Origin of the sequence: Streptomyces musisoli, assembly GCF_016741855.1 — a bacterium.
Taxonomy (GTDB): Bacteria; Actinomycetota; Actinomycetes; order Streptomycetales; family Streptomycetaceae; genus Streptomyces; species Streptomyces musisoli.
Genome location: NZ_JAERRH010000044.1, coordinates 1 through 20350, shown reverse-complemented (window position 1 = coordinate 20350; position 20350 = coordinate 1). Strand labels below are relative to the sequence as shown.

Below are 20350 nucleotides of genomic sequence, written 5' to 3'. Positions count from 1 at the left end.
GCGGTCTTCCGCGTGCGGCGGGGCTTCGCCTCGGCTTCCGTTTCGGTCGCTTCCGGTGCGGTCGCGGCGGTCTTGCGGGTCCGGCGGGGCTTGGCCTCGGCCTCGGGTGCCTCGACGGCGGCTTCCGGGGCTGCCGCGGTCTTCCGCGTGCGGCGCGGCTTCGCCTCGGTGGGCTCGGCCGTGTCCACCGCCGCCTCTGCCTCGACGGCCGGCTGGGCCGCCTTCCGCGTACGGCGGCGCGGCTTGGTCTCCGTCACCGGAGCGGCCTCGGGCGCGGGCTCCACGACCGGGGCCTCCGCGAGCACCGGCTCGGTAACGACCTCGGCCGCCGGGGACTTCGTCTCCGTCACGGCCGTGGCCGCCGGGGACTTCGTCTCCGTAACTGCCGTGGCCGCAGGGGACTTCGTCTCCGTTGCCTCGGTGATGACGGCGGGCTCGGCCGCCGCCGACTTCCGGGTACGGCGACGGCGCGGCTTCTCCGGGGTCTCCAGGACAGCCGGACCCTCCGCCGTGGCGACCGTGTCGGCCGCGGCGGTCTCCTCGGCCGTCGTGGGCGCCGCGGCGGCCGTCACCGGCTGCGCGGTCGCTCCGCCGCGGGTACGGCGACGGCGGCGCGGGGTGCGGGCAGCGGACTGGGACTCCTCCGTGCCGGCGGTCTCGGCGGCAGGCGCCGACGCGGCCGGGGAGGCGTCCAGCGGCGCTCCGCCACGCGTGCGGCGACGCCGGCGAGGCGTACGGGCCGGACGCTCACGCTCGACGGGCTCGGCGGAGTCCGCACGACCGTCGCGCCCACCGCGGCCTCGGCCGCGCGCGCCCCGACCGCCGGTCTCGCCCAGGTCCTCCAGCACCTCGGCGTCCAGACCGGCACGGGTCCGCTCGGAGCGCGGCAGGATGCCCTTGGTGCCCGCGGGGATGTCGAGGTCGGTGAACAGGTGCGGGGAGCTGGAGTACGTCTCCACCGGGTCGTTGAAGTCCAGCTCCAGCGCCTTGTTGATCAGCTGCCAGCGCGGGATGTCGTCCCAGTCGACGAACGTGATCGCCGTACCCTTGGCGCCCGCGCGGCCCGTACGGCCGATGCGGTGCAGGTACGTCTTCTCGTCCTCGGGGGACTGGTAGTTGATGACGTGGGTCACGCCCTCGACGTCGATACCGCGCGCGGCGACGTCGGTGCAGACCAGGACGTCGACCTTGCCGTTGCGGAAGGCCCGCAGCGCCTGCTCGCGGGCGCCCTGGCCGAGGTCGCCGTGGACCGCGCCGGAGGCGAACCCGCGGCGCTGGAGCTGCTCGGCGATGTCGGCGGCCGTGCGCTTGGTCCGGCAGAAGATCATCGCCAGTCCGCGGCCCTCGGCCTGCAGAATGCGGGCGACCATCTCCGGCTTGTCCATGTTGTGCGCGCGGTAGACGAACTGCTTGATGTTCGCGACCGTCGCGCCCTCGTCGTCCGGCGCGGTGGCGCGGATGTGCGTGGGCCGGGACATGTAGCGGCGAGCGAGGCCGATGACCGCGCCCGGCATGGTCGCCGAGAACAGCATGGTCTGGCGCTTCACCGGCAGCATGTTGATGATCTTCTCGACGTCGGGCAGGAAGCCCAGGTCGAGCATCTCGTCGGCCTCGTCGAGGACCAGGCACTTGACGTGCTTCAGGTTCAGCTTCTTCTGGCCCGCGAGGTCGAGCAGGCGGCCCGGGGTGCCGACGATCACGTCGACGCCCTTCTTCAGGGCCTCGACCTGCGGCTCGTAGGCCCGGCCGCCGTAGATGGCCGTCACGCGCACGTTACGTACCTTGCCCGCGGTCAGCAGGTCGTTGGTGACCTGCGTGCACAGCTCGCGCGTGGGGACGACGACAAGCGCCTGCGGGGCGTCGGTGAGGGCCTCGGGGGCGGCGCGTCCGGCCTCGACGTCGGCGGGGACGGTGACGCGCTCGAGGAGCGGGAGGCCGAAGCCCAGCGTCTTTCCGGTGCCGGTCTTGGCCTGGCCGATGACGTCCGTGCCGGAAAGGGCGACGGGGAGCGTCATCTCCTGGATGGGGAAGGGAGTGATGATGCCGACGGCCTCCAGGGCCTCGGCGGTCTCGGGGAGGATCCCAAGGTCTCGAAACGTCGTAGTCAGGGTGCTGCCTCTTCTGTGTGCGCGGTGCGAGGCGAGCGCGCGGGGGTCATGTCTGACCGTGCCGGGGACGTCGGCTGCCGTACGGGCGAACCACTCGGGCAAGCCGTATGGCACGGGGACCTCTGCCGACGCTCTAGCGCTCGTACCGCTGAGGGGGTCCCTCCAGTCGTCGTACGGTCAGAGCCGCACGGCCGTGGAGGGCTGTCGGGTCGGAGCCGATCGGGCCACCGACCGGGCATCCTCATGCGTGCGCCCTGTCGGGACACGTCGAGCATCGTCGACGCACTCAGCAGGCGCATTACCACCATACCCCGGATTGGCGCACACGCGATGGCCGATTTGGTCACGTAGTCGTGGTCACAGTGATCGGTCAGGGGGTTGAGGGGTGCGCCAAGCGGGCTATTGTGCGCCTCATGACTAGCTCTGACAAGCCTGAGAAGGCGTCCGCCGAACCCGCCGAACCCACCGGTGTCGCCGCCCAGGACTGGGCGCAGGCGTCCGCCGACCCGCAGTACCGCGCGGCGGTCGTGGACCTGCTGGGCGCGCTCGCGTACGGGGAGCTGGCGGCGTTCGAGCGGCTCGCGGAGGACGCCAAGCTGGCGCCGACCCTCGCGGACAAGGCGGAGCTGGCGAAGATGGCCTCGGCCGAGTTCCACCACTTCGAGCGGCTGCGGGACCGGCTGACCGAGATCGGCGAGGAGCCGACGGCCGCCATGGACCCGTTCGTCGCCGCGCTGGACGGCTTCCACAGGCAGACCGCGCCCTCCGACTGGCTGGAAGGCCTGGTCAAGGCGTACGTCGGCGACTCGATCGCGAGCGACTTCTACCGTGAGGTCGCGGCCCGTCTCGACTCCGACACGCGTGAGCTGGTGCTCGCCGTGCTCGACGACACCGGACACGCCGAATTCGCGGTGGAGAAGGTGCGCGCCGCCATCGACGCCGACCCGCGTGTGGGCGGCCGGCTGGCCCTGTGGGCGCGGCGGCTCATGGGCGAGGCGCTGTCGCAGTCGCAGCGGGTGGTCGCCGACCGTGACGCGCTGTCCACGATGCTCGTGGGGGGCGTTGCCGACGGGTTCGATCTCGCCGAGGTCGGAAGGATGTTCTCGCGCATCACCGAGGCGCACACGAAACGGATGGCTGCGCTGGGCTTGGCCGCGTAGAGCTGCGCTCGGCTTGGCCGCGGAGTGCTGTGCTGGGGGTGGCCGCGGAGCGCTCTGTGGGGGGTGGTTGCGGGGTGCTTCGCGGCCGGCGGCGCGTTGGGGCTTGTCGCGCAGTTCCCCGCGCCCCTGACGGCTCGGCTGCGCCTGCGCCGTCTCGGGTCCTACGGGTTGGCGGTGTCTGCGCCGTCACGGACCCCTGACAGCTTGGCCGGGTACGTGCTGTTTCTGTTCCCTGTGGGGCGGTGGTGTCTACGCCGTCAATGATCGTCGGCGCAGGCGGCCCGTCGGGCGGAGGAGCAGGGACAGGGACGCCGCCGAGATGATCGCGGCGCCCAGGAGGCTGAACGCGGCGGAGCCGGGGCCCAGCGCGGTGCGGGTGACGAAGTCACCGAAAAGGGCTCCGGCGACGCCCGTGGAGAACACCAGCGGACGGGCCGGCAGCCGGTGGGCGAGGCGGTGCGCCGCCGCCCAGGCGAGGATCAGACCCAGCACGGCGGAGCCGAGTGCTTCCAGGATCATGTCGGGGGTCCCTCCCACGGCCGGTCTGGCTCGACGGTCGTAGCCCGTCATACCCGTGACCTGCGGAATGCAATCCTCGGCTGTGGAGGACTTGTGCTCCGTCCGTGCGCGCACAGCATGCGGAAGGGCCCGGCGGCACACGGCCGCCGGGCCCTCCTCACGACTACGGCCTAGAGCGTGCCGAAACCGACCTTGCGCACGGTCGGCTCGCCGATCTCCACGTACGCCAGACGGTCCGTCGGCACCAGGACCTTGCGGCCCTTCTCGTCCTGGAGGCTCAGCAGCTGCGTCTTCCCGGACAGCGCCTCGCTCACCAGGCGCTCGACCTCCTCGACGCTCTGACCGCTCTCCAGAACGATCTCGCGGGGCGCGTACTGCACGCCGATCTTGACCTCCACGGCTATGTCCCTCCGACGGTCAGTGATGTGCGCGATCATCCGCGCCGTACTCCGCACACATTAGCCCGGTGAGGGGACGTACACGCTGCGGGCCGGAACGCCAGGAGCGAACACCGCGCGGGAACAAAGCGGCGACGAGCCGTCAGTGGTGCTCGGTGCCGTGCAGCGGGAATCCGGCGATGCCCCGCCAGGCCAGCGAGGTCAGCAGCTGGACCGCCTGGTCGCGCGGGACGCTGCGGTCGCTGTGCAGCCAGGAACGGGCGACCACCTGGGCCAGTCCGCCGAGGCCGGAAGCGAGCAGCATCGACTCCGCGCGCGAGAGGCCCGTGTCCTCGGCGATGACGTCACAGATCGCCTCGGCGCAGTCGTTGGTGACCTTGTCCACGCGCTCGCGCACCGCGGGCTCGTTGGTCAGGTCGGACTCGAACACCAGCCGGAAGGCCCCGCCGTCGTCCTCCACGTACGCGAAGTAGGCGTCCATCGTCGCCCGCACGCGCTGCTTGTTGTCGGTGGTCGACGCCAGGGCGCTGCGCACCGCCTGGATCAGCGACTCGCAGTGCTGGTCCAGCAGGGCGAGGTAGAGGTCCAGCTTGCCGGGGAAGTGCTGGTAAAGCACCGGCTTGCTCACGCCGGCCCGCTCGGCGATGTCGTCCATCGCCGCCGCGTGGTACCCCTGCGCGACGAAAACCTCCTGAGCGGCACCCAGCAGCTGGTTCCGTCGGGCTCGGCGCGGCAGACGGGTGCCGCGCGGGCGTGCCGCCTCAGTTTGCTCGATGGCTGTCACGCCGCCTCCCAAAGTCGTCCACATGCGGTGTCGGCCGCGCTGGCCATCGTACTTTTCGGTAACCGTGCTGTGCGCGGTGCGAGCGCAGAATTTCACGTACCGGACGACGGCGAAAGCCGTGCGGCGCCCCAGGGGCGGCCGGACGGGGCCCGCGAGGTCAGCGGTAGTCGTCCTCGTCGAGTGAGACCACGCGCGCCTGTTCGATGAGATCGGCCTCGTTCCCACGGTCCGGGTCCACGTCCGTCAGCGGGTCGTCGCGGTCCGGTGCGATGTCCGCCTGCTGCTCGGCAGCGTCCACCTCGGGTGCCTCGACGTCGATCTCCGGTGCCGCATCGGCCGTCAGGTCGTCGATGTCCTCGATCGTGTCGGGCTCGTTGGGGTCATAGGCCATGGTGGGCTCCCTTCCTACGAACGTCCCTGGAAGAAGCAGGGGCCACATACGGGTGCCCTCTGTACGAGCCTAGGAGACGCCTTATCCGGACGCCATGCCGTCTGGCCCGTTCGCTGCCGGGTCTCCGGCTGCCTCCGGTTCACGCTGTGACGGCGAACACACGAATCTCGGCGTGATCACCTCGTAACATTGCCGCATGTCTTCGACCGAGTCGCCATCCGTGCCGGCCGCCAGTGTGCTCCCCCGGGTGGCGCCCGTCCGGGTCGGCGAGGGCGAGCGGCTGCGGTCCGTGGGCCTTCCCGGCGTCACCCTGGCGATCCGTTCCCGGCGCCCCGTGCGCGAGGACCTGCCGCCCGCGCTGTACGTGCACGGGCTGGGCGGCTCCTCGCAGAACTGGTCGTCGCTCATGGCCGAGCTGGACGGCGTCGTCGACAGCGAGGCGGTCGACCTGCCGGGCTTCGGCGACTCACCGCCCCCGGACGACGGCGACTACTCCGTCACGGGGCACGCGCGCGCGGTGATCCGCTATCTCGACGCGGCCGGCCGCGGCCCGGTGCACCTCTTCGGCAACTCGCTGGGCGGAGCGGTCACCACGCGCGTGGCCGCCGTACGCCCCGACCTCGTCCGCACGCTCACGCTCGTCTCGCCCGCCCTGCCGGAGCTGCGCATCCAGCGCACCGCGGTGCCCACGGGGCTGCTGGGCGTGCCCGGGATCGCCGCCCTCTTCACCCGGCTCACCAGGGAATGGACGGCCGAGCAGCGGGTGCGCGGTGTCCTGGGGCTCTGTTACGGCGACCCCGGCCGGGTCTCGCCGGAGGCGTTCGGACACGCCGTGGAGGAGCTGGAGCGGCGGCTGCGACAGCCGTACTTCTGGGACGCGATGGCCCGCTCCGCGCGCGGGATCGTCAACGCCTACACACTCGGCGGCCAGCACGGGCTGTGGCGCCAGGCCGAGCGGGTGCTGGCCCCGACCCTGCTGATCTACGGCGGCCGGGACCAGCTCGTCGGCTTCCGCATGGCCCACAAGGCGGCCCGCGCCTTCCGCGACTCCCGGCTGCTGACCCTGCCGGACGCCGGGCACGTGGCGATGATGGAGTACCCCGACGTGGTGGCCGACGGGTTCCGGGAGCTCCTGGCGCAGCGGGCCGACGCCGCCGAGGGCGCCGCCACGGTGGCCGCGGGCGCGGGGAGCTGAGGGTCGGGGTGGGACGTCACAGCCGCCGCGGACCGGCTCCGAAGACCGACTCCGCCGACATAACCGCACAGCCGGGGGACAAGACGACGCAGGGCGGTCGGCGAGGCGCACGTGCCGAGGGCCGGCCGGACGGCCTGTCCCGGCTGCCCGACGGCGCTCCGGCGCACGGCACGCGCGGGCTTCCCGACGCCGCTCCCGCGCACGGGACGCAGGGGATTCCCGCCGGTGCTCCGGCGCCCGGTGGGCCCGGACGTCCCGAGGGCACGCCGGCGCACGGCACGCCCAGGCTCCCCGACGGCACCCCCGCGCGCGGTGTGCCGGGCTTCCGTGCGGGCGCTCCCGCCCGGGGAGGGCATCCCGAGCAGCGGGAGGCCGGGGGCGGCTGGGGGGAGTACGCCGGCCGGCCGGCCGGTCCCGGCGGGCCCGGTGTGGTGCTGCCCAGGCAGCGGAAGGCGGGGCCGGACGGACCGGGGCGCGGCCCCGGCCCCCGGCAGGATTACCTCGACGCCTTCGAGGGCGCCGACGACGACACCCGGAACACCGAGGACACCGGCGTGCTCGCGGCCGGCGCCGGCCGGGCACGCCGTACCGACGGGCAGCCGCCCGCGGCACCGCAGACCGCCGGCGCCCCGCCGGCGGACGGCACCGGTGTGCCCGCGCAGCGCGGCGGCACCAAGGGGTGGGCCTTCACCGGCATCGCGGCCGCCGCCGTCACCACCGTGCTCGCGGTGGTCGTCGCCGGACAGGTGACCGAGGGCCGGGCCGACGGCGACGTGCAGTCACGGTCCGCCACCGGCCGGGCCGACGACACGCACACCTCCGGCGGGCCGACACCCTCCACCGTGCCGAGCGCGGTGACGCTGACGTACGACCAGAAGATGGGCGAGCGGTATCCGCTGAGCGCCACACTGGCCGGGGCGGGGAAGTTCGACGCCGTGCCCGGTCTCGACAAGGCCCCCGGCGCCGGGCAGAAGTACCGCTATCGCGTCGATGTCGAGCAGGGACTGGGCCTGGACGGCGCGCTGTTCGCCGAGGCCGTGCAGAAGACCCTGAACGACAAGCGCAGCTGGGCCCACGGCGGTGCCTTCACCTTCGAGCGCGTCTCCTCCGGCAAGCCCGACTTCGTGATCACCCTGGCCAGCCCCGGCACCACCGCCAAGTGGTGCGCCAAGTCCGGCCTGGACACCACGGAGGACAACGTTTCCTGCGACTCGGCCGCGACCGAACGCGTCATGATCAATGCGTACCGATGGGCTCAGGGCAGCAAGACATACGGTGACGAGATCCATGCCTACCGGCAGATGTTGATCAACCATGAAGTCGGGCACCGGCTCGGCCACGGGCACGTCACCTGCCAGAAGGACGGCGCGCTGGCGCCCGTCATGCAGCAGCAGACGAAGTTCCTGGACCACGACGGCATCCACTGCCGGCCCAACCCGTGGCCCTATCCCACCAGTTGACAGACGCCACTTAGGCCAGATTGACATCGGCCTGCATGGTCGTTCATATTTCTGCGCATGTGGTCTAGTCATGCCGTCCGTGCGAGCGCCGCCATCGAGCTGGCGCTCATCGGCGTGACCGCACTCTGCGTGGCCGACATCCACTGTCGCTGACGCCGCCTGCCCGGCGCTCGCGTCGCGACCCTTCTCCCTTTCGTCCGTGACCGTTTCACGGATTTTTCGACGACCCGACGCCGGGGCCGACGTCTGTCCGCAGCCGTCTCATTCCTCGTCCACATGTCTCATCTGTCGAGAAACCCCTGATCGATGGCTGATCAATTCCTGATCAATGCCTGATCAACCCTTGATCAACCCTCGACACGCCACCCCGAGAGGTCGTCATTCCGATGCGTCAACCGTCCGTCATAGCGCGCCGTGTGGCAGCGGCATCCGTCAGCCTGGTCATGGCAGCGGGCGCCGCCGCCTGCGGTCCGAAGGACAACGATGCCAAGGGTTCCGGTGGCGACTCCACGCCCCGCAAGGGCGGCACGCTCACGGTCCTGAACTCCGAGCCGCAGGCCGACTTCGACCCCGCGCGGCTGTACACCTCCGGCGGCGGAAACGTTCCCTCGCTCGTCTTCCGCACCCTCACCACGCGCAACCGCGAGAACGGCGCGGCCGGCTCCGAGGTCGTCCCGGACCTCGCCACCGACACCGGGCGCCCCAACAAGGACGCGACCGTGTGGACGTACACCTTGAAGAAGGGACTCGAGTTCGAGGACGGCACGCCGATCACCTCGGCCGACGTCAAGTACGGCATCGAGCGCTCCTTCGCCCCCGAACTCTCGGGCGGCGCCCCCTACCTGCGCGACTGGCTCGTCGGGGCCGCCGGCTACCAGGGGCCGTACAAGGACGAGAAGGGCCTGTCGTCGATCGAGACGCCGGACGCCCGGACCATCGTCTTCCACCTGAACAAGCCCGAGGGCGAGTTCCCCTATCTCGCCACCCAGACGCAGTTCACCCCGGTGCCCAAGAGCAAGGACACCGGCACCAAGTACGAGTCGCACCCGGTCTCCTCCGGCCCCTACAAGGTCGTCAGGAACGAGAACGACGGCGAGCACCTCGTCCTGGAGCGCAACCCGAACTGGTCGGCCGCGACCGACACCGAGCGCAAGGCGTACCCGGAGACGATCGACGTGCGCTCCGGCCTCGACTCCTCGGTGATCAACCAGCGGCTGTCCGCGTCCCAGGGGGCGGACGCCGCCGCCGTCACCACGGACACCAACCTCGGCCCGGCCGAACTCGCCAGGGTCGGCGGCGACAAGGCGCTGGCCGCGCGCGTGGGCACCGGCCACTTCGGCTACACGAACTACATCGCGTTCAACCCGACCGTGAAGCCGTTCGACGACCCCAGGGTGCGCCAGGCCATCGCGTACGCCATCGACCGGTCCTCCGTGGTCAACGCGGCCGGCGGCAGCGCCCTCGCCGAGCCCGCCACCACCTTCCTGCCGAACCAGAAGTCCTTCGGCTACACGCCGTACGACCCCTTCCCGGCGGGCAAGGCCGGCGACCCGGCGAAGGCCAGGGAACTGCTGAAGCAGGCCGGCCACGGGAACGGGCTGACCATCACGCTCACGCATTCCAACGACAAGAACTTCGAGACCAGCCCGGAGATCGCCACCGCCCTCCAGGACGCGCTCAAGAAGGCCGGCATCACCGTCAGGCTCCAGGGCCTGGAGGACAACGACTACCGGGACAAGACCCACAGCGTGAAGACCGAGCCGGGCTTCTTCCTCGCCCACTGGGGTGCCGACTGGCCCTCCGGCGGCCCCTTCCTCGCCCCCATCTTCGACGGCCGGCAGATCGTCAAGGACGGAGCGAACTTCAACACGGGCCTGCTGAACGACAAGTCGGTCAATGACGAGATTGACGCGATCAACAAGTTGACCGACCTTGACGCCGCCGCCAAGCGGTGGGGTGCACTGGACAAGAAGATCGGCGACAAGGCCCTCGTCGTGCCGCTGTTCCACCCGGTCTACAAGCGCCTGTACGGCAAGGACGTCAAGAACATCGTCATCAGCGACTGGACCGGCGTCCTGGACATCTCCCAGGTCGCGGTGAAGTAACCCGTGAGCGAGGCACTTGCCGCCGTCGAGACCGCAGGGACGGACATCTCCGTCCCGGCGGCCTCGGGGGCACACCGGTTCTGGCGGCGGCTGCGGACGCAGCGCGCCGCCCTGGTCGCCGCGGCCGTCGTCGCGCTGCTCGTCCTGGCCGCGCTCGCCGCGCCGCTGCTCACCGCCCTGGAGGGCCAGGACCCCACCACCTACCACCCCACCCTGATCGACTCCGCGCGCGGAGGCGTGCCCATCGGCTCCTTCGGCGGCGCGAGCGCCGACCACTGGCTGGGCGTCGAACCGCAGACCGGACGCGACATGTTCGCCCGGCTGGTCTACGGCGCACGGGTCTCACTCGGCGTGTCGCTGGGGGCGACGCTGGTGCAGGTCGTCCTCGGTGTCGCCATGGGCGTGGCCGCCGGACTGGGCAACCGCTGGATCGACCTGATCCTGAGCCGCATCACCGACATCTTCATCTCGATGCCACTGATGATCATGGCTCTGGCGCTGCTGGCCATCGTGCCCGACAGCTTCCCGCGGCCCGTCCTCGTCGCGCTGATCATCTCCCTGGTCTCCGGCTGGAGCACGACGGCGAAGATGGTGCGCGCACAGACCCTCGCCCTCAGGAACCTCGACTACGTCTCCGCGTCCCGGCTCAGCGGCTGGAGCACCTCGCGGACCGCCGTACGCGAACTGCTGCCGGGCCTCGCCGCGCCCGTCATCACGTACGCCGCGCTGCTGATCCCGCAGAACATCAGCGCCGAGGCCGCCCTCTCGTTCCTCGGCGTCGGCGTCAAGCCGCCCACGCCCTCGTGGGGCCAGATGCTCACCTCCGCCGACGTCTGGTACCAGGCGGCACCGCAGTACCTGCTGCTGCCCGCCCTGGCCCTGTTCGTGACCGTGTTCGCGATGACCGTCCTCGGCGACGGCGTCCGCGTCGCCCTCGACCCGCGCGCCGCATCCCGCCTGCGCATCGGCACCGGGCGCAAACGGGAGTCCCGCGCGGAGAAGGCCGCACAGGCCCCGAACGCCGCCGCGGCGAAGGCCGCACAGGTCCCGGACGCGGCCGTGGTGAAGAAGGAGGGCCGGGCATGAACGGCTTCGCCGGCTTCGTGCTGCGCCGGATCGCCGGCGCCGTGATCACCCTGTTCGTGCTATCGGTGATCATCTACGTCGTCTTCTACGTCACCCCCGGCAACGTCGCCCAGATCACCTGCGGCCCGCGCTGCTCCCCGGTCCAGGTCCACCAGGTGGCCCAGCAGCTACAGCTGGACGACCCCTTGTACGTGCGCTACTGGCACTTCCTGCAAGGGCTCTTCGCGGGGCAGGACTTCTCGACGGGCACCTCGGTGGAGCACTGCCCGGCGCCCTGCCTCGGCCAGTCGTACCAGACCGGACGGCAGGTCACCGACATCATCCTGACCAAGCTGCCGGTCAGCTTCTCGCTGGTGCTCGGCGCGATGGTGATCTGGCTGGTGCTCGGCGTCGGCACCGGCGTGCTGTCCGCCTGGCGGCGCGGCCGGCTCTCCGAGCGCGTGCTGACCGCCATCACGCTGGCCGGCGTCGCCACGCCCGTCTTCGTCATCGGCCTGGTACTGATGATCGTCGTCTGCGGCGAACTGCAACTGCTGCCGTTCCCCCAGTACGTGAACTTCACCGACGACCCCGAACAGTGGGCTTGGAGCCTGCTGCTGCCCTGGCTCTCGCTGGCCCTCATCGAGGCGGCCAACTTCGCCCGGCTGACCCGGGCGTCGATGCTGGAGACGCTGGCCGAGGACCACATCCGCACGTTCCGCGCGTACGGCGTCGGCGAGCGCGCGGTGATCGCCCGGCACGCGCTGCGCGGCGCGACGGCCTCCGTCATCGCGCTCAACGCGGTCACCTTCGGCTCGGCCGTCGGCGGCGCCGTGCTCACCGAGACCCTCTTCGGCCTGCCCGGCATCGGCCAGGAGCTGGTGCACGCGGTGAAGGTCGTCGACCTGCCGGTGGTCGTCGGCATGGTCCTGGTCATCGGCTTCTTCGTGGTCCTCGCCAACGCCGTCGCGGACGTCCTGTACGCGGTGGCCGACCGACGGGTGGTGCTCGCATGAGCCTGGTGGAAGTGACGGACCTGACCGTCGAGTTCGGTGCCCTGCGCGCCGTCGACGGGCTCTCCTTCAGCCTGGCGGAGGGCGCCGCCCTCGCCCTGGTCGGCGAGTCCGGCTCCGGAAAGTCCACGGTCGCGGGCGCCCTGCTGGGCCTGCACCGGGGCACCGGAGCCCGGGTCGGCGGCTCGGTGCGGGTGGCCGGCACCGACGTCCAGGCCGCCTCCGACGAGGAGCTGCGCATGCTGCGCGGGGCCAGGGCCGCCATGGTCTTCCAGGACCCGCTGTCCTCGCTCGACCCGTACTACGCGATCGGCGACCAGATCGCCGAGGTCCACCGCGTCCACACGCGCGTGTCGCGCCGTGCCGCACGCGCGCGTGCCGTCGAGGTGCTGGAGCGGGTCGGAATCCCGGACGCGCAGCGGCGCTCCCGGTCCCGTCCGCACGAGTTCAGCGGCGGCATGCGCCAGCGCGCCCTCATCGCCATGGCCCTCGCCTGCGAGCCGGACCTGCTGATCGCCGACGAGCCGACCACCGCCCTCGACGTCACCGTCCAGGCCCAGATCCTCGATCTGCTGCACGCGCTGCGCGCGGAGACCGGCATGGGCCTGCTGCTCGTCACGCACGACGTGGGCGTGGCCGCCGAGAGCGCGGACGACATCCTCGTCATGCGGCACGGCAGGGCCGTCGAGCGCGGCCCGGTCGGCGCGGTCCTCGCCGCGCCCGCCGAGGCGTACACGCGCGAACTGCTCGACGCCGTCCCGCGCGTGGGCGCCCGCAGGACCGGCTCCCCGGCCACCGACGAGGTCGTGCTGGAGGCCACCGGCGTGCGGCGCGAGTTCGGACGCGGCAAGCGGGCGTTCCCGGCCGTGGACGACGTCTCGGTGACCGTCCGGCGCGGGGAGACCCTCGGCGTGGTCGGCGAGAGCGGCAGCGGCAAGACCACGCTCGGCCGCATGCTCGTGGGGCTGCTGGAGCCGACCGCCGGGGAGATCCGCTACGCGGGGCGCCCGCACACCGGTGTGAACCCGGCCGTGCAGATGGTCTTCCAGGACCCCGTCTCCTCCCTCAATCCCCGCCGCAGCGTGGGCGAGTCCATCGCCGACCCGCTCCGCGCGCGCGGGGAACGCGACGAGGAGCGCATCCGGGGGCGGGTGACGGAACTGCTGGAGCGCGTGGGGCTCGACAGGGCGCACTACGACCGCTACCCGCACGAGTTCAGCGGCGGACAGCGCCAGCGCATCGGCATCGCGCGGGCGCTCGCCGCCGAACCGCGCGCCATCGTCTGCGACGAGCCCGTCTCCGCCCTCGACGTCACCACCCAGGCCCAGGTGGTCGCCCTGCTCGGCGAACTCCAGCGGGAACTCGGCCTCGCGCTCGTCTTCATCGCGCACGACCTCGCCGTCGTCCGCCAGGTCAGCGACCAAGTCGCGGTGATGCGGCGCGGCCGGCTCGTCGAGTACGGACCCGCCGACGAGGTCTACGACAGCCCGCGCGAGCCGTACACCCGGCAGCTGCTGGCCGCCGTACCCGCGCTCGACCCGGAGCTGGCGGCACGCCGCCGCGCCGCCCGGCGCACACCGGTGGCTGCCCAGCGCCCGGCGCCGGAGGAGCGCACCCGGGTGGCGTAACGTTTCGCGCTCGCGTGATCGCTGTCTGAATCCTTAGCGCGGCCGAACGCCACCCGCACGCGAAAGTTACGACCGTTCACCCCTTTTGGTGGTGCGATGGACAACCGTCCGTCGCACCACCGCCTTGTCCCCTTACGTTCATCCCGCTGCGAGCCGCCGGGACACCGGCGGCTCCCCAAGACGGGAGATCGGGGGTGCACACGTGCGCATAGGACTGCTGACCGAGAGTGGCTATCCGTATGTGAGCGGTGACGCCGGGCTCTGGTGCGAGCGGCTCGTGCGCGGGCTCGAACGGCACGAGTTCGACGTCTACGCGCTCAGCCGCAGCCGGCGCCAGGAGGCCGAGGGCTGCGTTCCGCTCCCGCCGCAGGTCCGCCGGGTGCGTACCGCACCGCTGTGGACGGCCGAGGACGACGGCGTCGCTCACGGACGGCGCGCGCGCCGGCGCTTCGCCGAGTGCTACGGGGAACTGGTGGCGGCGGTGTGCGCCGGGGACGACGCGGCCGGGACCGGTGGACCCGGTACCGGTGACCTCGCCTCGGTCGGGCGCGGGGCCGGCGACGTGGGCGGGGCCGGGGGGTTCGGATCGGGGGGGATCCGGGCCGGCGGGGTAGGTCCGGCGGGGGGCCAGAACGATGGGTTCGGTTCGGGTGGCGGCCGGGGTGAGGGGTCTGCTTCGGGCGGGGACCTGGTCGACGGGCTCGGTTCCGCCGGGGGCGGTCGTGGGGGAGCCTGCACCGGTGCCGGAACCGAAGCCGCGTCCGGTCATCTGGCGGACCGTTTCGGCAGTGCCTTGTACGGGCTCGCCGAACTCGCCCGGGAGGAGGGCGGACTCGTCGGCGCCCTGCGTTCCGACGCGGCCGTACGCGCCCTGGAACGCGCCTGTCGCGCGCCCCGCGCGCTGCGCACGGCGCGCGAGGCGCGCGTACCCGACCTGCTCGCCGTCGCCGCACACCTCGAACGCGCCCTGCGCCCCCTCTCCCTCGACTGGTACGACGACGACGCCCTCGGCGCGGCCGACCTCTGCCACGCCACCGCCGGCGGTCCCGCCGCCCTCTGCGGGCTGCTCGCCCGGCACTTCTCCCGCGTACCGCTGCTCGTCACCGAGTACGGCGTGCAGCTCCGCTCGCACTACCTGACCCTCGGCCCCGACGCCGCCGCCCCCGCCGTGCGCGCCCTGCTCGGCGCCTTCCACGGCCGGCTCGCCGCCGAGGTCTACCGCGCGGCCGAGATCCTCACCCCCGGCAACGCCCACACCCGCCGCTGGCAGGAACGGTGCGGCGCCGACCGCTCCCGGATCCGCACGGTGTACCCCGGCATGGAGGCCGACCGCTTCACGGAGGTGGGCGAGTCCCCGGACCGGTCCGACCCGGACACCCTGGTCTGGGTCGGCCGCGTCGACCCGGCCAAGGACCTCGTGTCCCTGCTGCACGCCTTCGCCGAGGTCCGCAAGGAGGAGCCCGAGGCCCGTCTGCGGATCGTGGGCGCGCCCTCCGGCGCCGAGGGCGCGGCCTACCTCGGCCACTGCCGGGCACTGGCCGCACAGCTCTTCCCGGACGAGGCGGAGGGCGCACACGCCGTCGGCGACAACCCCGTCTCCTTCGAGGAGATCGGCGCCCCGGAGGCCCCGACACTGCCCGACGCGTACGCCGCCGGCGCGGTCGTCGTCCTGTCCAGCGTGGTGGAGGGCTTCCCGATCGGTCTGGTCGAGGCCATGTTCTGCGGCCGGGCCACCGTGTCCACGGACGTGGGCGCGGTCGTGGAGGTCATCGGCGGCACCGGACTGGTCGTGCCCCCGCGCAACCCCAGGGCGCTCGCCGAGGCGTGCGTGGCGCTGCTGCGCGATCCCGAGCGCCGTGAGCGCCTCGGTGCCGCCGCGCGCGCCCGGGCGCTCGAACTGTTCACCGTCGAGCAGAACATCTCGGCATTTCACGGCATTTACCTGGAGATCGTCTCGCACTGCCCGGTCCGCCGGGTCGCCCTGGACGAATCCGGTGAACCCCTGCCCTTCGCGGCCCCCGCCGAGTCCCGCGTCCCCGGCCGCTGGACCGGCCCCACGGTCCGCGCCCTGCCCCGCTCCACCCCCGGCTGGGCCACCGAGGCACCGGTACGCGCCACCCCGCTCGCGGCCGAGGGGGCACGATGAGCGACCTGGACAGCCGGCCTCCCGGCGGCGGGCCCGGTTCCGCCGGCACCCCGGCCGCCACCGGCGAGGCCGGCCGGCGCGAGTCCGCATCGCCCGGCCCCCGCGCCGTAGCGGAGACGAGGCCGGGCGGGCCGGGCGATCGCAAGCGGGCCGCCGGGCCCCGCCGGGCGTCCGTCGACCCGGTGAAAGCCCTGCTGCACCGGCACCGTGAGCTGTGCGAGCGGGCCGTGGACCCGCTGGAGATCGCCGCGGGGCTGGAGGCGCACGGCGTCACCGACCGGACCGCGGCCCGCTTCCGCCACCGTGACGTCTTCTCGCTCGCCGAGGAGCTGTACGCGCGCGTGCCGCGGCATGCCGAGCCGCGCCCGGAACCCCGGCCCCTTCCCGTGCTCCGTGTCCGCGTCGGCTGGGTGCTGCTCACCCTCCTGCCCGGAGCGCTCGGCGCGGCCACGGTGACCGGCCTGCGCCTCACCCACGGGCACACCCGGCCACTGGTGGCCGCCGGCGGCCTGCTCGCCGTCACCCTCGCCGTCCGCGCGGCCCTGCGCCACGGCCCGCTCGCCGGTCCGCCCGGCACGCGCGCGTGGCGCACCGCGGTCGGCACGCGCGTGTGCACGCTCTGGCTGCTCGGGTACGCGCTCGCCGGTGACGGCCTCCTGAGCGCCGTCCTGACGGGCGGGCCCGACGCCCTGCCCACCGGAGCCCCGGACGACCCCTGGCCCACGACCACCGCACCCGTCCTGGCCCTCCTGGCGGCCTGTGCCCCCGCGGCCTGGTCCGCTCACCTCCTCGCCGCCGGCGCCCGCCGCAGGCTCGCCGGCAGCCGCGGCCTGGAAGACTTCACGGCAGCCGCCAGGCCGTTGCTGCTCGGCACGTTCGTCCTGTTCCTGGGCGCCCTCGGCGCACTGCTCGCGCTGGCCGGCACCGCCCTGCACGAGCCCGCGGCCTACCCGCAGGCCCTCACGCTCGGCGCCCTGCTGCTGCTCGCCCGCCTGCTCACCGCCCACCGACACCGGCACGCCCCCGCCCTCGCGCTGGGCGCCGCGGTGGCCGCGGAAGCGGCGGCCCTCGCCCTGCCGATGGCCGGCCGGCTGCCCGGCTGCGCCTTCCTGGCGGTACCCGTCGAGACCCTCGCCGACGCCGGAGGCACAGCCGCCGTACCGGCCCTCGCCTGCGGCACCGCGGCCCTGGTCCTGCTCTGGCACGCCGGCCGCACCCTCACCCGGGCCTCGGCCCACGCCCCCGCCGGAGCACCCGAGTGAACCTTCCGCCCACCGGCTCGAACCACCGCCTTCAGGCACCCGCACCACCCCGTTGAAGGAGAGAACACCAGATGACCACCTCCCGACCCGGAGCGGCCGGAACCACCGGAACCGCCGGAGCGTCCGGAGCGGCCGCAGGAGCCGTCGAAACGGCCGGTACCACCGGCGCGCACACCCCGGGAGCCGCCCGATGAGGGTCCTGCTGATCGGAGCCAACGGATTCATCGGCCGCTTCGTCGCCGACCGCCTGCTCGCCGACCCGGCCGTCCAGCTCACCGCGCTGGGCCGCGGCGACGACGCCGACGTCCGCTTCGACCTCGCCACCGGCAGCCCGGGTGCGCTCACCCGCTTCCTCGACGCGGTCCACCCCGGGGTCGTCGTCAACTGCGCCGGCGCCACCCGCGGCGGGGCCCGCGAACTCACCCGGCACAACACCGTCGCCGTGGCCACCGTCTGCGAGGCGCTGCGCCGCAGCGGGTGCGGTGCCCGTCTGGTGCAGATCGGATGCGGTTCCGAGTACGGCCCCAGCCAGCCCGGCTCCTCCACGGCCGAGGACGCCGTACCGCGCCCCGGCGGCCCGTACGGCGTCAGCAAGCTCGCCGCGACCGAACTGGTCCTCGGCTCCGGTCTGGACGCGGTCGTCCTGCGCGTCTTCTCGCCCGTCGGCCCCGGGACCCCGGCCGGCTCCCCGCTCGGCCGGCTCGCCGAGGCCATGCGCCGCGCCATGCAGTCCGGCGACGGCGAGCTGAAGCTCGGCGGTCTCGGCGTCCAGCGCGACTTCATCGACGTACGCGATGTCGCGCGAGCCGTGCACGCCGCCTCGCTCTCCGCCGCGCAGGGTGTGATCAACATCGGCTCCGGCCGCGCCGTCCGCCTCAGAGACGCCGCCGCCGTCCTCGCACGCGTGGCCGGATACGGCGGTGCCCTCCACGAACTCGACGCCCCGCCCGGACCGCTGCGCGCCGCCATCGGACACCCCCGTGCCGACTCCGAGCACACGGCCCCGATGGCGTACCCCTACCCGGACGGCTGCGGCAGCTGGCAACAGGCCGACGTACGCACCGCGCGCGACCGGCTCGGCTGGCGACCGCGCATCAACCTCGAAGAGTCCCTGGCCGACATCTGGATGGAGGCGGCATGCCGCATCTGACCAGCACCACCGCCGGCGCGACCGGCACCGGCGTCCGCACCGCGCTCGGCGTCCCGGGCTACGCCCACCCACTCGTCGCCCCTGCCCAGTGGGCCGAACTGGCCCGCCCTGGCACCCCGCTGGACTGGGTGGTCCTCAACGTCGCCGCCGGCCCCGGCAGCCGCCCCGACCCGCACTGCCTCGAAGCCGCGGGCCGGCTGCGCGCGGCGGGCGTCCGCATCCTCGGGCACCTGGACCTCACCTACGGCGCCCGTGCCTTCGGCGACCTGCTCTCCGACGCCCACCGCCACCTCGACTGGTACCGCGTCGACGGCTTCCTGCTGGACCGCTGTCCCGTCGAGCGCACCGCGCTCCCCGAGGTCCGTCGCGCGGTCACCACACTCCGGGCGATCAGTGACACCGCCCACATCGTCCTCGGCCACGGCCGCCATCCGCACCCCGGCTACGCCGAGAACGCCGACCAGCTGGTGACCTTCGCCGGTTCGTGGTCCGACTACCGCTGGTCGCAGGTGGCCGAGTGGACCGCCGACTACCCCCCGGACCGGTTCTGCCATTTCGTGCACGGCGTACCCCGCGGGCATCTGGACGAGGCGCTGCGGATAGCCCGCTGGCAGGGAGCGGCCACCATCTACTTCACGGACCGCACCGACGGGGGCGGGCGGATCGACCCGTGGGAGACGATGCCCGGCTACTGGGACGAAATCGTCTCGCGTGTCGGAACAGGTGTCTCGGAATGAAGAAGGCCGTGGCAGTGTTACGGGGAGAACAACTGTAGTGATTGACCGACCAACGGAGTCCCCGTGTCGCTGCCACCCCTGGTCGAGCCGGCTTCCGAGCTCACCGTAGACGAGGTCCGCAGGTACTCCCGCCACCTGATCATCCCCGACGTGGGCATGGACGGGCAGAAGCGGCTGAAGAACGCCAAGGTGCTGTGTGTGGGCGCCGGCGGCCTGGGTTCGCCGGCGCTGATGTACCTGGCCGCCGCGGGCGTGGGAACCCTCGGCATCGTGGAGTTCGACGAGGTCGACGAGTCGAACCTGCAGCGCCAGATCATCCACAGCCAGTCCGACATCGGCCGCTCCAAGGCCGAGTCCGCGCGTGACAGCGTCAAGGGCATCAACCCGTACGTGAACGTGATCCTTCACGAGGAGCGGCTGGAAGCCGACAACGTGATGGACATCTTCAGCCAGTACGACCTGATCGTCGACGGCACCGACAACTTCGCGACCCGGTACCTGGTCAACGACGCGTGCGTGCTGCTGAACAAGCCGTACGTGTGGGGCTCGATCTACCGCTTCGACGGCCAGGCGTCCGTCTTCTGGTCCGAGCACGGTCCCTGCTACCGCTGCCTCTACCCGGAGCCCCCGCCGCCCGGCATGGTGCCCTCCTGCGCCGAGGGCGGCGTCCTGGGCGTGCTGTGCGCGTCCATCGGCTCCATCCAGGTCAACGAGGCCATCAAGCTCCTCGCCGGCATCGGCGAGCCGCTGGTCGGCCGTCTGATGATCTACGACGCCCTGGAGATGCAGTACCGCCAAGTCAAGGTCCGCAAGGACCCGAACTGCGCGGTCTGCGGTGAGAACCCGACCGTCACGGAACTCATCGACTACGAGGCCTTCTGCGGCGTCGTGTCCGAGGAGGCCCAGGCGGCCGCGGCCGACTCCACGATCACTCCGAAGCAGCTCAAGGAGTGGATCGACGACGGCGAGAACATCGAGATCATCGACGTCCGCGAGCCGAACGAGTACGAGATCGTCTCCATCCCGGGCGCCCGGCTGATCCCCAAGAACGAGTTCCTCATGGGCACCGCCCTGGAGGGCCTCCCGCAGGACAAGAAGATCGTCCTGCATTGCAAGACGGGTGTCCGCAGTGCGGAAGTCCTCGCGGTCCTGAAGTCCGCCGGCTTCTCCGACGCGGTCCACGTCGGCGGCGGCGTCATCGGCTGGGTCAACCAGATCGAACCGCACAA

At 72.5% G+C, this 20350-nt stretch carries 18 protein-coding genes; 13 read left to right on the top strand and 5 right to left on the bottom strand.

What is annotated here, in order from left to right; genetic code table 11:
* The coding region (locus JK361_RS39410) for a DEAD/DEAH box helicase (RefSeq protein WP_201827736.1) at nucleotides 1-2210 on the bottom strand (2210 nt) is incomplete at its 3' end.
* A 311-nt stretch (nucleotides 2211-2521) separates the two neighbouring features.
* Between JK361_RS39410 and JK361_RS39405 the strand changes: the two genes are divergently transcribed.
* Nucleotides 2522-3268, top strand: coding sequence for a ferritin-like fold-containing protein (locus tag JK361_RS39405; protein ID WP_236054612.1), 747 nt, complete (start codon nucleotides 2522-2524; stop codon nucleotides 3266-3268).
* 249 nt (nucleotides 3269-3517) lie between these two features.
* Here JK361_RS39405 and JK361_RS39400 read toward each other — a convergent pair whose 3' ends face one another.
* The 4 genes from JK361_RS39400 to JK361_RS39385 form a co-directional block, all read right to left on the bottom strand.
* Nucleotides 3518-3787: a hypothetical protein gene (locus JK361_RS39400; protein WP_201827728.1), complete on the bottom strand. Its 270-nt coding sequence runs from the start codon at nucleotides 3785-3787 to the stop codon at nucleotides 3518-3520.
* A gap of 170 nt (nucleotides 3788-3957) precedes the next feature.
* Complete coding sequence (locus JK361_RS39395; RefSeq protein WP_201827726.1) at nucleotides 3958-4185, bottom strand: DUF3107 domain-containing protein; 228 nt, start codon at nucleotides 4183-4185, stop codon at nucleotides 3958-3960.
* A 142-nt stretch (nucleotides 4186-4327) separates the two neighbouring features.
* Nucleotides 4328-4969 (bottom strand): TetR/AcrR family transcriptional regulator, encoded by a 642-nt coding sequence (locus JK361_RS39390; RefSeq protein ID WP_201827720.1) that lies wholly within the window; start codon nucleotides 4967-4969, stop codon nucleotides 4328-4330.
* Nucleotides 4970-5126: 157 nt separating this feature from the next.
* Nucleotides 5127-5360: an Rv3202a family protein gene (locus JK361_RS39385; protein ID WP_201827717.1), complete on the bottom strand. Its 234-nt coding sequence runs from the start codon at nucleotides 5358-5360 to the stop codon at nucleotides 5127-5129.
* Nucleotides 5361-5556: 196 nt separating this feature from the next.
* Between JK361_RS39385 and JK361_RS39380 the strand changes: the two genes are divergently transcribed.
* The 12 genes from JK361_RS39380 to moeZ form a co-directional block, all read left to right on the top strand.
* Complete coding sequence (locus tag JK361_RS39380) at nucleotides 5557-6555, top strand: alpha/beta fold hydrolase (RefSeq protein WP_201827714.1); 999 nt, start codon at nucleotides 5557-5559, stop codon at nucleotides 6553-6555.
* A gap of 8 nt (nucleotides 6556-6563) precedes the next feature.
* Complete coding sequence (locus tag JK361_RS39375) at nucleotides 6564-8015, top strand: DUF3152 domain-containing protein (RefSeq protein WP_201827712.1); 1452 nt, start codon at nucleotides 6564-6566, stop codon at nucleotides 8013-8015.
* Between the two features lie 57 nt (nucleotides 8016-8072).
* A complete protein-coding gene (locus tag JK361_RS42815; protein ID WP_353051285.1) occupies nucleotides 8073-8168 on the top strand; it encodes an Ms4533A family Cys-rich leader peptide in 96 nt (31 codons plus the stop codon).
* 233 nt (nucleotides 8169-8401) lie between these two features.
* On the top strand, nucleotides 8402-10120 hold the full coding sequence (locus JK361_RS39370) for an ABC transporter substrate-binding protein (protein ID WP_201827711.1): 1719 nt from the start codon (nucleotides 8402-8404) through the stop codon (nucleotides 10118-10120).
* A 3-nt stretch (nucleotides 10121-10123) separates the two neighbouring features.
* Nucleotides 10124-11206: an ABC transporter permease gene (locus JK361_RS39365; RefSeq protein WP_201827709.1), complete on the top strand. Its 1083-nt coding sequence runs from the start codon at nucleotides 10124-10126 to the stop codon at nucleotides 11204-11206.
* A complete protein-coding gene (locus JK361_RS39360) occupies nucleotides 11203-12201 on the top strand; it encodes an ABC transporter permease (protein ID WP_201827706.1) in 999 nt (332 codons plus the stop codon). Before JK361_RS39365 ends, JK361_RS39360 begins: the two co-directional genes overlap by 4 nt.
* Complete coding sequence (locus JK361_RS39355; protein ID WP_201827704.1) at nucleotides 12198-13826, top strand: dipeptide ABC transporter ATP-binding protein; 1629 nt, start codon at nucleotides 12198-12200, stop codon at nucleotides 13824-13826. The genes JK361_RS39360 and JK361_RS39355 overlap by 4 nt, the downstream gene beginning before the upstream one ends.
* Nucleotides 13827-14028: 202 nt before the next feature.
* Entirely contained in the window at nucleotides 14029-15972 is a 1944-nt protein-coding gene (locus JK361_RS39350; RefSeq protein ID WP_201827703.1) for a DUF3492 domain-containing protein, read from the top strand.
* Entirely contained in the window at nucleotides 15969-17234 is a 1266-nt protein-coding gene (locus tag JK361_RS39345; protein WP_236054609.1) for a hypothetical protein, read from the top strand. Before JK361_RS39350 ends, JK361_RS39345 begins: the two co-directional genes overlap by 4 nt.
* A gap of 190 nt (nucleotides 17235-17424) precedes the next feature.
* Complete coding sequence (locus JK361_RS39340) at nucleotides 17425-18384, top strand: NAD-dependent epimerase/dehydratase family protein (protein WP_201827701.1); 960 nt, start codon at nucleotides 17425-17427, stop codon at nucleotides 18382-18384.
* Nucleotides 18372-19121, top strand: coding sequence for a spherulation-specific family 4 protein (locus JK361_RS39335; RefSeq protein WP_201827700.1), 750 nt, complete (start codon nucleotides 18372-18374; stop codon nucleotides 19119-19121). Before JK361_RS39340 ends, JK361_RS39335 begins: the two co-directional genes overlap by 13 nt.
* A 63-nt stretch (nucleotides 19122-19184) precedes the next feature.
* The coding region (moeZ, locus tag JK361_RS39330; protein WP_201827699.1) for an adenylyltransferase/sulfurtransferase MoeZ at nucleotides 19185-20350 on the top strand (1166 nt) is incomplete at its 3' end.